The organism is Pseudomonas sp. KNUC1026, from assembly GCF_021650705.1.
In the GTDB taxonomy this organism is placed as follows: Bacteria; Pseudomonadota; Gammaproteobacteria; order Pseudomonadales; family Pseudomonadaceae; genus Aquipseudomonas.
On sequence record NZ_CP087138.1, the window covers coordinates 3059829 to 3074295 of the forward strand.

Genomic DNA, 14467 nt, shown 5'->3' on the forward strand with positions numbered 1-14467 from the left:
GAGCCCGTGTTCAATAGACATCCCGCAGATACCGGCGCGCCTTGCTCATGTGGCTGACGTACAGCGCTGCCGCAGCGCTGCTCATCTTGCCATGGGCCTGCACAATCTTCTTGAGTGCCGCGTCGACATCCTTGGCCATGCGGGCGGCATCGCCGCACACGCACACGTGGGCGCCCTGCTCCAGCCATTGCCACAGCTCAGCGCCCTGCTCGAGCATGCGCTGCTGCACATAGACCTTCTCGCTCTGGTCGCGGGAGAAGGCGGTGTCCAGCCGCTGCAACACACCGTCGCGCTGCCAGCCGAGCAGTTCGTCACGGTAGTAGAAATCGGTACAGGCTCGCTGCTCACCGAAGAACAACCAGTTCCTGCCGCTGCCCTGCACCTGGCGCTCCTGCAAGAAGGCGCGAAACGGCGCGATGCCGGTGCCGGGGCCGATCATGATCAGCGGTGTATCAGGGCACTCTGGTGTGCGGAAATGCGCAGAAGGCTGCAGGTAGATGCGCACGCCGTGCTCAAGGGCGCGATCGGCCAGGAAGGTCGAGCACACACCGCCCCGTGCGCTGCCCTGATGCCGGTAGCGCACGGTGGCGACGGTCAGGTGCACCTCGTTGGGCGTAACCGCCGGGCTTGAACTGATGGAGTACAGCCGGGGTTGCAAGGGTTTCGAGCAGGCCCACCCATTGCTGCGCGTCCAGCGCCAAGGGGAATTCACGCAGCAAGGTGGGCAGTTGCCGGCCCCACAGCCAGCCTTGCAGGGCGGCATGCTGGTCTTCTTCGAGCAACGCCTGCAGTTGCCCGTGATTGCCTTGGGCAGCCACCCGGCGCAGCAGGTCCGGGCTGATGCGGGCGATTTCCAGGTGCTCGCTCAGGGCACAACGCAGCGTCATGGCCGGCTGATTGTCGAGCTGCACCTGAGCGTTCCCGTCCAGAGCGGCCGTGCTCAACCACTCCTCCACCAGCTCAGGCGAGTTGATGGGCCACACGCCCAGCGCATCGCCGGCACGGTAAGGGAAGTGCTGGCCGGCGAGGTCGAACGACAGGTGCCGAGTCTCCTTCTCGGCACCTGCTCCATTGAGCAGGCGATTGCTCAGCAGCGTGGTGCGCAGCGGGTGCGCTCGGGTGTAGGGATTGCGCTCGGGGGCAGCCGCCGTGGAGGGCGCTGCCTGAGCAGGCAGGGGGGCCTCGATTGAATGGGCGGCCAATTTGCCGCACAGCTCGAGCAACCACTGTTCGGCAGGTGCTTCGTAGTCGGGTTCGCACTCCAGGCGCGGCTGGATACGCTCGGCGCCCAGGGCGGCCAGGCGCTCATCGAGCTGGCGGCCGAAGCCACAGAATTGCCGATAGCTGGAATCGCCCAGTGCCAGCACGCCGAAGCGGCTGTTTTCCAGGCTCCGGGGCTGGCGCTGGCCAACGTCTGCCAGAAATCGACGGCGTTGTCCGGTGGGTCGCCGTCGCCGAAGGTGCTGGCGACCATCAACACCCCGCGGCACCGCGCAGTTGCTCAAGCTCGACACTGTCCATCGCCAGCACCCGCGCGTGCTGGCCGGCGCTGCCCAGGCGTTGGGCGCACAGCGCCGCGAGGTTTTTCCCGTTGCCCGTTTGCGAGGCCCACAGCACCAGCCATTCAGGCTCGGGCGCGAGGGCCGGCGCGCTCACGGCCGCAACCGATTGGCCGGCGCGGGAGAACATGCCCGCGAGCAGGCCGTTGAGCACCAACCGCTGCTCCGCACCGAAGGGTGCGTGCTCGGGGATCGTCGGCACGCCGGCGTGCGCACCGTCGGCGCTGCGCAGCCCAAGCAGGTAGCCGCGCATGTACAGCTGCTCTCGGGCGCTCAAGGTCGGCGGCGCGACATCGTCGAGGTTCAACAGGCGGGCAACGCGATCGATCTGCATAGGGGCAAACTCTTGGGCTGAGCCTGTGGAAAGCGGCGCGGGTTGCTGCTCGGCAGAGGGCAACGCCTGCAGCGCTACCGCGCAGTACTTGAAGGCGGGCTGCAACGATGTGGGGTCGACGGCATCGCTGGTCACGGCATTGACCGCCAACGCCTCACCGAACACATCGTTCCAGTGAAACGGCGCGAAGCAATTGCCTGGCCGCACTCGCTCGCTGACCACCGCCGGGAGCACTGCCTGGCCACGCCGCGAACGGACCTGCACCTGATCGCCCGGCTCGATGCCCAGCCGCGCGGCGTCGGCTGGGTGGACCTCGACGAAAGGCCCGGGGTTGAGCCGGTTCAGCGCCGGCACCTTGCCGGTCTTGGTCAAGGTGTGCCACTGGTGCTGCACGCGGCCGGTGTTGAGCACCAGCGGGAATTGCTCATCCGGCAGCTCGGCCGGCGGCAGGTGCGGGCGGGCGAAGAACTGCGCCTTGCCACTGGCGGTGGCGAACACGATCGCCGGGCGGCTGCCTGTGGCCGCAGGCTGAACGTAGCGGATCGGGTTGCGCGCCGGCGCCTGCGGCGTTGCGCAAGGCCATTGCAGCGGTTGCTCGCGCAGGCGCGAATAGCTGGCGCCACGCAGGTCATAGCCGGTCGCGGGGTTTGCCGTGCGTTTGATCTCTTCGAACACCTCGGCTGCGCTCGCGTAGCTGAACGCCTCGGCATAACCCATGGCGCAGGCGACCCGGGCGATGATCTGCCAGTCCGGCAAGGCATCCCCCGGTGGCTGCACGGCCTGTTGGGCCAGGGTCAGGTTGCGCTCCGAGTTGATCATTACCCCTTCAGCCTCGGCCCACAGCGCGCCGGGAAGCAGAACGTCGGCGTAGCGATTGGTCTCGGTGTCCAGAAACGCCTCTTGGGTAATCACCAGCTCAGCCTTGCGCAGCCCTTCGATCACCTGCTGGCGATTGGGCACACTGGCCACAGGGTTGGTGCAGATGATCCAGCAGGCCTTGATGCTGCCGGAGGCCATGGCCTGGAACATATCGACGGTGCCATTGCCGGCTTCAGCGCGCAGGCTGCCGGCCTGCAGCCCCCACAACCGTTCGATGAACGCGCGGTCTTCGGCGGCCAGCGCCGAACGCTGGCCGGGCAGGCCCGGGCCCATGTAGCCCATCTCCCGCCCGCCCATGGCATTGGGTTGGCCAGTCAGGGAGAACGGCCCGCTGCCGGTGCGGCAGATGGCGCCGGTGGCCAGGTGCAGGTTGCACAGTGCGTTGGTGTGCCAGGTGCCTTGCACGCTCTGGTTCAGGCCCATGGTCCAGCAACTCATCCAGTTCGCCGCCTCGCCGATCCACTGTGCGGCCTGGCGTATGTCGGCCTCGGCAAGGCCTGTGACCTGCGCGACGTGCTCGGGCGTGCAGGCCTGCAGGAAGTCCTCCATCACCTCCCAGCCCTCGGTGAATTCGGCGATGAAGGCCGGATCGGTGTGGCCGTTCTTGACCAGCAGGTGCAGCAGGCCGTTGAGCAATGCCAGGTCAGTGCCGGGGGCGATTTGCAGGTACAGGTCGGCTTTTTCGGCGGTGCCGGTGCGCCGTGGGTCGACGACGATCAGCTTGGCACCGGCCTTGACCCGGTCCAGCAGGCGCAAAAATAGAATCGGATGGCAGTCGGCCATGTTCGCGCCGATCACCAGAAACACATCGCTGTGTTCGAAATCGTCGTAGGCGCCGGGCGGGCCGTCGGCACCCAGGGAGAGCTTGTAGCCGCTGCCGGCGCTGGCCATGCACAGCCGCGAGTTGGATTCGATATGGCGGCTGCGGATGAAACCCTTGGCCAGTTTGTTGGCCAGGTACTGAGCCTCCAGAGACATCTGCCCACTGACATACAGGGCGACCGCATCGGCACCGTGCTCGTCGATGATGCCGCGCAAGCGGCTGGCCGTGGCTTCGATGGCCTGGTCGATACCCACCCGCACCGGGTCGCGGCTGCGGTCCTCGCGCACGAAGGCATGCTGCATGCGCCCGGCGTCGGTCACCGGCAAGGCGCAGGTGCTGCCTTTGGTGCACAGCCGCCCGGCATTGCTGGGGTGCTGCTTGTCGCCTGAAACCTTGACGATCAGATTGTCTTGCACCTGCATGACGATGCCGCAGCCCACCCCACAGTAGGGGCAGACGCTGCGTACGGCCTTGCTGGGCTGGAGGGTGTTCACCATCGCCGTGCTCTCTTGCAGAAACGACAAAGGCGCCATGCGGCTCGACCGTTTTTCAACGGAAGCTGCACGGCGCCTTTGTCGTGGGGTGATGCCTGGAAGAACGGCCATCGTCGTTGACGGCCTTTGCCTGTGCGTAGCAATGGCTGGGCCAACCTGTGCCGATACGGCGGTAAGCACCCGCGCCCGGGGGTTTGTGTGCCCCTGGCCTGGCGATGGACGCAGGCAAGGCTGATCGATACCGCCTCGCCCTGGGGCGGCGGTGGGCCACTTGCACCGTTTTGGAACGGGCCGGGGGCCGGCTGCGCAGCCACGAAAGCCACGCAAGCCCCGAACGCCAGCCTTGCACGCGGCTGCCGAGTTTGTGGCACAAGCACTGCATAGGGTTTACCTGCCCGCTGCACCGTGCCAGCGGACTACCTGGTCGATCAACGGCGATCGTTCGGCCCCTCATGGCCCAGGTGACAACGACTGCGCCAGGCCCATGGGCCGGCAGCAAGAACAGGCAAAGGCGCCTGGGACCTTCTGGTTCCAGGCGTTTTTTTTGCTTCGAAACAACCGGATCGGCTTTGAGAGGCGCCCCCCATGAACAGCGAATTGGCAAGTGGTCTGCAAAACCTGGTGGTCATCGGCAACGGCATGGTCGGCCACCACTGCGTCGAGCAACTGGTGGAAAACGGGGCCTTGAGCCGCTACCGGATCCATGTGTTCAGCGAAGAGCCGTTGCGCGCCTACGACCGCGTGCACCTGTCCGAGTACTTCACTGGCCGTGACGCCGAATCCCTCGCCCTGGGCGATGCAGCGCTCTACCAACGCCCGGGTGTGACCTTGCACCTGGGCGCGCCGGTGCTTGCGATCGACCGTGCCGGCAAGCAAGTCATCACCGTGAACGGCTGCACCCCTTACACCCACCTGATCATGGCCACCGGTTCCTATCCCTTCGTGCCGCCCATCGAAGGTGCAGCTGCGGATTCGCGGCTGGTCTACCGCACACTGGCCGACCTGGACACTATCCGCGCCGCTGCCGGGAATGCCCGGCGCGGCGTAGTCGTCGGCGGCGGCCTGCTGGGGCTGGAGGCGGCCAACGCGCTGCGCAGCCTGGGCCTGGAAGCGCACGTGGTCGAGTTCGCGCCTCGGCTGATGCCGGTTCAACTGGACGAGGCCGGTGGCGTGGCGCTCAAGGCGCGCATCGAAGCGCTGGGGGTTCAGGTGCACCTGGGCCGGAGCACCCAATCGATCACCCCCGGTGAGCACTACCGTTTCCGCATGAATTTCGCAGGTGATGACAGCCTGGAAACCGACCTGGTGGTGTTCTCGGCCGGCATCCGCCCGCAAGACGCGCTCGCCAGGGCCTGCGGGCTTGAACTGGGTGCACGGGGCGGCATCGCCATCGACAACGATTGCCGCAGCAGCGACCCGCACATCCACGCCATCGGTGAGTGTGCGGCGTGGAACGGCAGCATCTTCGGGCTGGTGGCGCCGGGTTATCAAATGGCGCGCAGCGTCGCGGCGCAGCTGTGCGAGCGCGAGAGTGGGCCGTTCACGGGTGCCGACATGTCCACCAAGCTCAAGTTGCTGGGCGTCGACGTCGGTTCCATCGGTGACGCCCAGGCCAGCACAGCGGGGGCGCGCAGCTACCGCTTCATCGACGAAGCCACCGCCAGTTACCGCCGGCTGGTGGTGTCGGCCGATGGCAAACGGGCCATCGGCGCTGTGCTGGTGGGCGACAACAGCTACTACGACACGCTGTTGCAATACATCCAGAACGGGATCGCACTGCCGGCCGATCCTTCATCGCTGATCCTGCCTCAGGGCGCGGCCGCGCCGAGCCTGGGCGCGGACGCGCTGCCAGCCACTGCCACCGTTTGCTCATGCCATAACGTCAGCAAGGGCGCAGTCTGCTGCGCCATCGACGCAGGCTGCAGCGACCTGGCCGGGATCAAGCAACAGACCAAAGCCGCCACCGGCTGCGGTGGCTGCGCGAGCCTGCTCAAGCAGGTGTTCGAGCATGAGCTGATGGCCCGCGGTGTGGCGGTCGACAAAAGCCTGTGCGAGCACTTCGCTTTCACCCGGCAAGAGCTGTACTCGCTGGTGCGTGTCGAGGGCATCGAAACCTTTGACGAACTGCTGGCCCGCCACGGCAAAGGCCACGTGGGCTGCGACATCTGCAAGCCTGCGGTCGGCTCGATCCTCGCCTCGTGCTGGAACCGCCCGATCATGGAGCCGTGGCTGGTGCCGCTGCAGGACACCAACGATACCTTCATGGCCAACATGCAGAAGAACGGCACCTACTCGGTGGTGCCGCGCATTCCCGCGGGTGAAATCACCCCACAGGGGTTGATCGCCATCGGTGCGGTCGCTCAAAAGTACGACCTGTACACCAAGATCACCGGCGGCCAGCGCATCGACCTGTTCGGCGCCCAGTTGCACGAGTTGCCGGATATCTGGGCCGAGCTGATCGCCGCCGGTTTCGAAACCGGCCATGCCTACGGCAAGTCCACGCGCACCGTGAAGAGTTGCGTCGGCAACACCTGGTGCCGCTACGGCGTGCAGGACAGTGTTCGAATGGCCCTGCACATCGAGAACCGCTACAAGGGGTTGCGTTCGCCACACAAGCTCAAGTTCGCCGTGTCCGGCTGTACCCGCGAATGCGCCGAAGCACAGAGCAAGGACGTGGGCGTGATTGCCACCGAAAAGGGCTGGAACCTCTACATCAGCGGCAACGGCGGCATGCGCCCGCGCCATGCCGAGCTGTTCGCCACCGACCTGGACGACGACACCCTGATCCGCTACATCGACCGCTTCCTGATGCTGTACATCCGCACCGCCGACAAACTGCAGCGCACCTCGGTGTGGCGCGAGAGCCTGGAGGGCGGGCTGGATTACCTCAAGGCGGTGATCATCGACGACAGCCTGGGGTTGGCGGCAGAGCTTGAAGCGCAGATGCAGCTGGTGGTCGACCGCTATGAATGCGAGTGGGCCAACGCCCTGAACGACCCGGAAAAACTCAAGCGCTTTCGCACCTTCGTCAATGCGCAGGGTGCCGACCCGGACGTTCAGTTCGTCAAGGAGCGCGGCCAGCGGCGGCCGGCGCGCCCGGAAGAATCCAACCGGATCAATGCAACGGAGGTGGTGTGATGAACGGCGCTCATGCAATGCCGAATGAGAGCGGTGCAGGCTGGCTCAAGCTGTGTGGGCGCGACGACCTGGTTGCCCATTCCGGCGTCGTCGCCCTGCTCGGGGGCACCCAGATTGCGTTGTTCTACCTGCCGGGCGAACAGGGCGATGAGCGGGTTTTCGCGCTGGAAAACCGCGATCCCCGGTCGGGGGCCAATGTCATCGGCCGTGGCCTTGTCGGCAGCCTGGCGGGGAAGCTGGTCGTGGCTGCGCCGTTGTACAAACAGCGCTTCGGCCTGGAGGATGGTGTGTGCGTCGAGGCGCCGGATGAACGGCTGAGGGTGTGGCCCGCGCGGCTGCGAGGGGATGACGTCGAAGTGAACGTCGCCTAGCGCTTGGGCCTGGGGCGCAGGCAAACCCTCTCCCGACAGCGGCTCATATCACTTTCACCGCACGGCCGATGAATTGGATCGGCCCCGTTGGCAGCCCGGTGGGCGACCCTCCGGCTTTCTCAAGGGTCAATTCGAACAGTTGGTTGGGCTGCAACGGCGGAAGGCTATCGAGTTTGACCCGATTGGAGGCGCCGGGCTTGACCAGGCCCAGCGAAACCGGTGCGCCCCAGTGATCGCCTTTGGTCCAGAATTGCAATGCCATGCCGTCAGGCACCTGCTCATCCGCCAGCGGAAGCAGTTCGATCGCCCGGGTGTCACTGGCCTGCACCACCCAGCCGGGCGCCTGGCTGTTCGGGGCCACCAGTACCACGAGGTATCGGGTGGAGGGAGGAGAGGCAGTAAGCAAGGTAAACGCCAGCAGCAGGCTTGCAGCCAGCCCGGCGGCGCTCAGCCCCTGCCAAAGCCCCAGGCGACGCCACCCACGTGCCTGAGCTTGCGTGGGCGCAGCAGCAAGCTCGCCGAGGCTGCGCTGGATGCGGCCCCACAAACGTCCACTGGGCGGCAGCGGCTCGGCCAGTGCAGCAAGGTCCAGCAGGCGAGCCTCCCAGGCATCCACGGCAGCGCGCAGCGAAGCGTCTTTGCGTATACGTTCGGCCGCTTCGGCGTGTTGTAGGGGCGATAACGTTCCCAGCACATATTCGCCTGCGAGTTGATCCAGCGCGTCGGCAGATTCGGGCTTCATTCCAGGCACTCCCTCAGCGCCGCGAGGCTGCGCTTGATCCAGGCTTTGACGGTCCCCAGCGGCGCGTTCAGCAAGGTCGCGATTTCGGCATGGCTGCAGCCGTCGACGTAGGCGTGCAGGATGCAGCGCTGCGGTGCGGGCTGCAGTTGCTCGAGGCAACGGTAGATCTTCGCCGACCCTGACCAGAGGTCCATATCCTCGCCTCCCCCGTGTGCACCGGCTGCGGCATCGATGTCGGGCTCTGAGAGCGCAATTTCACGGCGAGTATCGCGTATCGAGTTCAGCGCCAGGTGACGGGTGATGCTGTAGATCCAGCCCCGGGCTGAACCTCGCGCAGGGTCAAAGCTGGCCGCGCGGGTCCAGATGCGGATGAAGGCATCGTGGACGATGTCTTCTGCTGTGGCATCGTCCCGTGCGATGCGCCGAGCCACGCCCAGCAGGCGTGCGCCTTCGTGATCGTAGAGCGCGTGCAAGGCTTTGCGGTCACCCTGAGCACAAGCCGCCAGGCAGCGCTGGAAATCGAAGGGGCTACAGGTGCGTTCAACGTGTGCGGTGTCCTTGGTTCAAGCCGGGTGCCCCGGCCATCGGGCCGGGGTGGTTTTCCCAGAGCGTAGAAGATCGATTGCAAGGCGCTTGCCTAATCGCGTTTCACTTGGCCTTCCAGAACACATAGTCGGCCTGATACTTGACGATCTGCTGCGTGCCTTTGTTCTTCACAGTGCATTCGCTGGCCGGTGCCACACCGCCGCGGGTGGCCACGCGCTGGATGTAGCTGACGCCCTGCAGGGCACCCTTGCCTTCGGCCGGGTTGGCCTTGACCAACTGGTAGGGCAAGTCGCCTTCACCGGCCTTTGCCACCGCCACCTGAGTGCCGGTGACTTTCGAGCCATCCTTGGCCTGCCAGGTCGCCGGAGGGCCGAAGTAGTCGCCGACGGTTTTGCCAGCGCGGTCGTTGAGCACCGCCTTGGGCCCCACGAAGGTCCACTCGGCCTGGCCAGGGGCATTGGCCTTGTCGCGGCACTCGTAGGTGATTTCGCCGACGCCGGCGGTTTCGAGCATGACGCTATGGCCATCGGGCACCTTGACGGCATCCGGCAAGGTGGCCTGGGCATGTGCGGCCTGCAGGCCGAGGGCAAGGCTGCAAGCCAGCAGGCAGAAGGTAGGTTTGACGTTCATGGGCAATGCTCCTGACAGGTCATTTGGCTGGGCGATCACACGCCGCCCGTTATCAATACCCGCCCGCCAGCGTTCTGGATGCAGCGCACGGGAAAAGTTTCTCCATGGCTATTCGCGCGGCATCGAAAAAGCAGGTTAGAGTGCATGCACTCGCCGCAGGAGAAAGCCCTTTGCCAGCCAGACCGGAGACAGCGCACGCCGTGCAGAGGGACAACGATCCCTTGGCGCTGAACGTTCTGCTCAAGGCGTGTGGCGACGGAAACCGATGGGCATTCGAAACACTGTATCGAGCCACCTCGGCCAGGCTGTTCGGTATCTGCCTGCATTACCTGGGCAACCGCGCCGAAGCCGAAGAAGTGCTGCAGGAGGTTTACATCAGCCTGTGGCTCAAGGCGTCCAGCTTCGATCCCGACCTTGCCAATGCCGGCACCTGGCTCGCCAGCATTGCGCGCAACAAGGCCATAGACCGGCGCCGCGCGCGGCGTGTGCACGAGCCGCTCGAAGCTTCCCTGGAGCTGCCTGCCAGCGATGCGGTGGTCGAAAGCGTGGAACGCGAACGTCAGCACCAGGCTATCGAACGCTGCCTGGCGACACTGGAGCAAGATCACCAGCGCTATATCCGCTTTGCATTCTTCGAGGGCTGCTCCTATGCCGAACTGGCCGAACGTCACAACATTGCGCTGGGCACCATGAAAAGCTGGATCCGCCGTGGATTGCAGCGCCTGGGCCGGTGCCTGGGGCTATGAACGAGCACGGTTTGCCACCTGCCGATGAACGCGATCAGTTGATCGCGGAATATGCGCTGGGCGTGCTCACCGGCGAGGAGCGCGCTCGGGTCGAGGCGATGGCGGCACAGGACCCGAATGTGCAGGCGGCGATTGTCGCCTGGCAGTCGCATTTCGATTGCTGGCTCGATCAGTTGCCCCAGCCAGCCCACCGGCGCATGTGTGGCAGGCCATCGACAGGCAACTGTTCACGGCTGGCACGCCTGAGCCGCGCAGGCGTACAGGGCCGTGGCGCGACGTGCGGTTCTGGCGATGGGCCTCGGCGGCCATGGCGGCGTGCCTGCTGGCGAGCCTCATAGCACTGGTACAGCCTGGCAAACCCGTCGCCCCAACGATGCTCGCGCGGCTGGAGCAGAACGACGGCAACACACTCTTCGCCGCGACGGTTCAAGCCGATGGCCGAAGTGTGCTGTTCGTCCCGGCACGGCCAACTGCCTGGCAGGGCCGCAGTGCACAGGCCTGGGTGATTGCTGGCGATGGCAAACCGCGTTCGCTTGGCCTGCTGCCGCCCGATGCCGCCGTTGCACTGGTGGTACCCGTTGGCCTTGCCAGCGCGCTCAATGAAGGGGCCACGCTGGCGGTCTCGCTGGAACCCTTGAACGGCTCACCCACCGGCCTGCCCACCGGGCCGGTCATCGCCCAGGGAAAAATATCTGCGCTCTGATGCATCCGCGCACGCTGCTGCTCCGTATATACCCTCACCCTCATCCTGAGGGTCGAAGAATCCAGGAGAAGCATCATGCTCAAGTTCACTCAACGCATTGCCGCAACCTGCCTTGCCGTGCTCTGCATGGCAGCTTCCTCAAGCTTTGCTGCCAGCCCACCCATGGTCGGCGGTGCGCCGATGTACCCGGACAAGACCATCGTCGAAAACGCGGTCAACTCCAAGGACCACACCACCCTGGTGGCCGCCGTCAAAGCCGCCGGCCTGGTGGACACACTCAACGGCAAAGGCCCTTTCACCGTTTTTGCGCCGACCAACGAAGCCTTCGCCAAACTCCCCAGCGGCACGGTCGACACGCTCGTGCAACCGGCTCACAAGGCTGACCTCACGAAAATACTGACCTACCACGTAGTGCCCGGCACCCTGACCTCCAAGCAGTTGATGGCCGATGCCAAACAGCACGGCGGCAAAGTAACGCTCAACACCGTTCAGGGCGAACCACTGACCGTCCTGGTACGTGACGGAAAGCTCTGGCTGATGGATGCCAAAGGTGGCAAGGCCGCCGTCACCATTGCCGATGTGATGCAGTCCAATGGCGTGATCCATGTGATCGATACCGTCCTGATGCCCAAATGACTTCGCCGTCTGTCGCAGGCACTTCAAACCGGCTGTGCCGAGCGATGTGCAGGTCCTGATCGTTATGAGTTTCAGACCGGCGCGTCGCCCGGCGAGCCGGCCTCCCTCAGCTTTGAGGCATGCGCCGGTGTTCGCCCGGTGGGAGGCCGGCTGTGCCGGGCGACGCTGGCAAGCAACTCACCGCCCCACTGCACTCAACCCTGGCACCCTCCCCGCCCACGGCTGAGCCCGCTCCAACTGCGCCGCCAGGCACAGCAAGGTCCCCTCCTCCCCGAACCGCCCGGCGAAATGGCTGCCCATGGGCAGGCCTTGCGCCGTCCAGTACAGCGGCACCGACATCGCCGGTTGCCCGCTGGCATTGAACAACGCGGTATAGGGCCCGTAGCCGTGAGACAGCTCGATGAAGCTCGCCAAAGACGTCTGGTCGTCCTCGACCCTCAGTTCGCCCAGCGGTGGCGGCTCTCGCGTGGTGGTCGGGCTCAGAATCACATCGAACACCGTCAGCATGCCGGCCAGGGTCCGCCCCAGCGCGTGTACGGCCTCAACGGCGGCGGTGTAGCGGTATGCCGGGATGTCGCCGCGTTCGCGCAGCAGAATGCGAGTGATCGGTTCCAGCTCTTCCTCACGCACGGCGGCCCCGCGCTGCTGGCCCAGCACGTTGATGTAGTGGCGAGTGCTGGGGCCGATGATGTCGAAGACCTGGTCGAAGAACGCCGACAGGTCCACCGGCAGCGCTGCAGGTACCACGCTGTGGCCCAGGCTTTCACACAGCTGCGCGGTATGGCGCACGGCGGCCAGCGCCTCGGGGGCGTTGGCCCAGGGCGACGGGTTTTCGATCAAGGCGATGCGCAGCGGGCGTGGGTCGTGCTCGAGCCAGCTCGGAAAAGGCCGGTCGTAGGCCGGTGCGGCGTAGGGCGCGCCCAGGTCGGCGCCGGCAGTGGCGTCGAGCAGCGCGGCGTTATCTCGCACTGAAAGGCTCATGGCATGGGGCGTGCCCAGCCCGGCCCAGCCCTCCCCCATCACCGGCCCGGCCGGCATCAGCCCGCGGCTGGGCTTGAAGCCGAAGATGCCGCAACACGATGCGGGCACGCGCAGTGAACCGCCGCCATCGTTGCCCTGGGCGAAGGGCACTGCCCGTGCGGCCACCAGTGCGGCAGCACCGCCGCTGGAGCCACCGGCGCTGTGGGCGGTGTTCCACGGGTTGGTGGTGGCACCGAAGCGCCGCGACTCGGTGGTGTAGGAGGTGCCGAATTCGGGCGAAGTGGTGGTGCCGACGAACAGGCAGCCCGCCTTGCGCAGCCGCATCACCAGCTCGCTGTCGAAGCCCGGCCGCGCCTCGCCCAAGGCGAGGGAACCGTTGGTCATGCGTGCTTCGGCCAGCGGCGTGAAGAGGTCTTTGGCCAAGGTCGGCACACCGGCAAAGGGCGCGGCGGGGTCCAACGGCAGCTCGGCGGCCGCGCGGGCATGGTCGTAAAGCCGCTCGCTCACGGCGTTGAGCGCGGGCTCGACGGCGTCCAGCCGCTGGATCACTGCCTCCACCAGTTCACGCGGGTGCACCTCCCCTTGGCGCACCTGTTCGGCCAGGCCCAGCCCGTCATGGGCGTCGATCAAACGTTGAATGTCTTGCATGGCAAAGTCCTTTACGACGGCAGAGAGGAAGAAGGCAGTGCTGGCCGGCGGCGCAGCAGCGCACTGCACAGCCAGCAGAGCGCGGCCACCAGGGCGGCGATGGCCAGGTAGTGGATCGCCAGCGGCAGGTCATGGGTGCAGGCCACAACGGCGGCGACCACCAAGGGGCTGGCGAACTGCCCCAGGTACAGGCAGCCGGTAAAACCGCCCATGCCGCGGGCGCGGGCGGCGGGGCTCAAGGCCTCCATCACCGGCGCCATGCTGTTGGGCACCAGCATGCCGACGCCGATGCCGTGCAGCGCCACTGCCGCGAGCACCTGGCCGTAGGTGTGCGCAGCCGCCAGCAGCCACAGCCCGATACCCAGCAGCGCCAACAGCAACACGTTGCAGCCAGCGAAACCGACCCGGTTGCGCACCATGGGCCAAAGCAATGCACCCACCAGGGTCGCCAGCAAACCCAGCCCGGCGCAGGCGCCGATCAGCGTGCTGGAGGTGACACCCAGGTTCACCAGCAGCGCAGGGCTCTGGATGGGGACGATCACGCTCAGCACCATGCCGCACAACACCAGCACATAGTTGACCACCAGCGGCCAGGCTGCACTTGTAGAGGCCGCGCCCGGTGCAGATGCGGTTTCAAGGCGACGCTGCGGTTCCCACAACACCTTGAGCATGAACGGCACCAGCAGCAGCGGCAGCAGATAGAGGTAGAAAGGCGTGCGCCAGGAATGCTCGCCCAACGCGCCACCCAGCACGAAGAACAGCGCGCCCACCAGGCCGATGGTGATGACCTGGCCATTCACATAGCGCAAGCGCTGGGCACCGTGCCAATAGTCGGCAATCAGCGTGGCGCAGCAGGTCATGATCACCGCTTCGGCAAAGCCGAACGCAAAACGCGCATACACGATTTGCGGCAGCGCATTGAGCAGCGCCGGCAAGGCACCGAGCAACGCATAGAGCACCGTGGCCAGCACCAGCAGGCGCTTGCGCCCCAGCCGGTCGGCCAACCATCCGGCCACAGGTGCGAACAGCGCGATCACCAGCGCAGGGCCGGTAATGGCCAGCGGGATCAACACGCTGGCCTGAGGGTTCGCCGGGCCGAATTCGGCGGCAAGCTTGGGCAAGGCCGGCGCCACCATCACCGAGCCCATGATCGTCAGGCTGCTGCCCAGCATCAGCACAATGCCTTGGCGCCGGCCGGGCAGCGGAGTGTTTTTCTTTGCAGTGTTCATGAGCGCGC

General features: G+C 65.9%; 11 protein-coding genes and 1 pseudogene. 6 read left to right on the forward strand and 6 right to left on the reverse strand.

Going from position 1 to position 14467, the window contains the following annotated elements; all coding sequences use genetic code 11:
• Positions 1-10 precede the first annotated feature (10 nt).
• A pseudogene (locus tag LN139_RS14155) lies at positions 11-4092 on the reverse strand (molybdopterin-dependent oxidoreductase).
• Between the two features lie 582 nt (positions 4093-4674).
• On the opposite strand from LN139_RS14155, the gene nirB reads away from it, so the two are divergent.
• Both nirB and nirD read left to right on the forward strand, forming a co-directional pair.
• Positions 4675-7227, forward strand: a complete 2553-nt coding sequence (nirB, locus tag LN139_RS14160; protein WP_236354468.1) for a nitrite reductase large subunit NirB — start codon at positions 4675-4677, stop codon at positions 7225-7227.
• A complete protein-coding gene (nirD, locus tag LN139_RS14165) occupies positions 7227-7598 on the forward strand; it encodes a nitrite reductase small subunit NirD (RefSeq protein WP_236354470.1) in 372 nt (123 codons plus the stop codon). Before nirB ends, nirD begins: the two co-directional genes overlap by 1 nt.
• Before the next feature lie 43 nt (positions 7599-7641).
• On the opposite strand, the gene LN139_RS14170 is transcribed toward nirD, so the two are convergent.
• From LN139_RS14170 to LN139_RS14180, 3 genes are all read right to left on the reverse strand, one after another.
• Positions 7642-8340, reverse strand: a complete 699-nt coding sequence (locus LN139_RS14170) for an anti-sigma factor (RefSeq protein WP_236354471.1) — start codon at positions 8338-8340, stop codon at positions 7642-7644.
• On the reverse strand, positions 8337-8813 hold the full coding sequence (locus tag LN139_RS14175; RefSeq protein ID WP_236354473.1) for a sigma-70 family RNA polymerase sigma factor: 477 nt from the start codon (positions 8811-8813) through the stop codon (positions 8337-8339). Before LN139_RS14175 ends, LN139_RS14170 begins: the two co-directional genes overlap by 4 nt.
• 175 nt (positions 8814-8988) lie before the next feature.
• Positions 8989-9516, reverse strand: coding sequence for a DUF3455 domain-containing protein (locus LN139_RS14180; RefSeq protein WP_236354476.1), 528 nt, complete (start codon positions 9514-9516; stop codon positions 8989-8991).
• A gap of 104 nt (positions 9517-9620) precedes the next feature.
• Here LN139_RS14180 and LN139_RS14185 point away from each other — a divergent pair, with 104 nt between their 5' ends.
• The 4 genes from LN139_RS14185 (at position 9621) to LN139_RS14200 (ending at position 11601) form a co-directional block, all read left to right on the forward strand.
• Entirely contained in the window at positions 9621-10262 is a 642-nt protein-coding gene (locus tag LN139_RS14185; protein WP_236354479.1) for a sigma-70 family RNA polymerase sigma factor, read from the forward strand.
• Positions 10259-10600, forward strand: coding sequence for a hypothetical protein (locus LN139_RS14190; RefSeq protein WP_236360607.1), 342 nt, complete (start codon positions 10259-10261; stop codon positions 10598-10600). The genes LN139_RS14185 and LN139_RS14190 overlap by 4 nt, the downstream gene beginning before the upstream one ends.
• A complete protein-coding gene (locus LN139_RS14195; protein ID WP_442964315.1) occupies positions 10570-10965 on the forward strand; it encodes an anti-sigma factor in 396 nt (131 codons plus the stop codon). Before LN139_RS14190 ends, LN139_RS14195 begins: the two co-directional genes overlap by 31 nt.
• Before the next feature lie 126 nt (positions 10966-11091).
• On the forward strand, positions 11092-11601 hold the full coding sequence (locus LN139_RS14200) for a fasciclin domain-containing protein (protein WP_236360415.1): 510 nt from the start codon (positions 11092-11094) through the stop codon (positions 11599-11601).
• A gap of 177 nt (positions 11602-11778) precedes the next feature.
• Here LN139_RS14200 and LN139_RS14205 read toward each other — a convergent pair whose 3' ends face one another.
• Both LN139_RS14205 and LN139_RS14210 read right to left on the reverse strand, forming a co-directional pair.
• Positions 11779-13230, reverse strand: a complete 1452-nt coding sequence (locus tag LN139_RS14205) for an amidase (protein WP_236354481.1) — start codon at positions 13228-13230, stop codon at positions 11779-11781.
• Between the two features lie 11 nt (positions 13231-13241).
• Positions 13242-14459, reverse strand: a complete 1218-nt coding sequence (locus LN139_RS14210; RefSeq protein ID WP_236354483.1) for an MFS transporter — start codon at positions 14457-14459, stop codon at positions 13242-13244.
• Positions 14460-14467 lie beyond the last annotated feature (8 nt).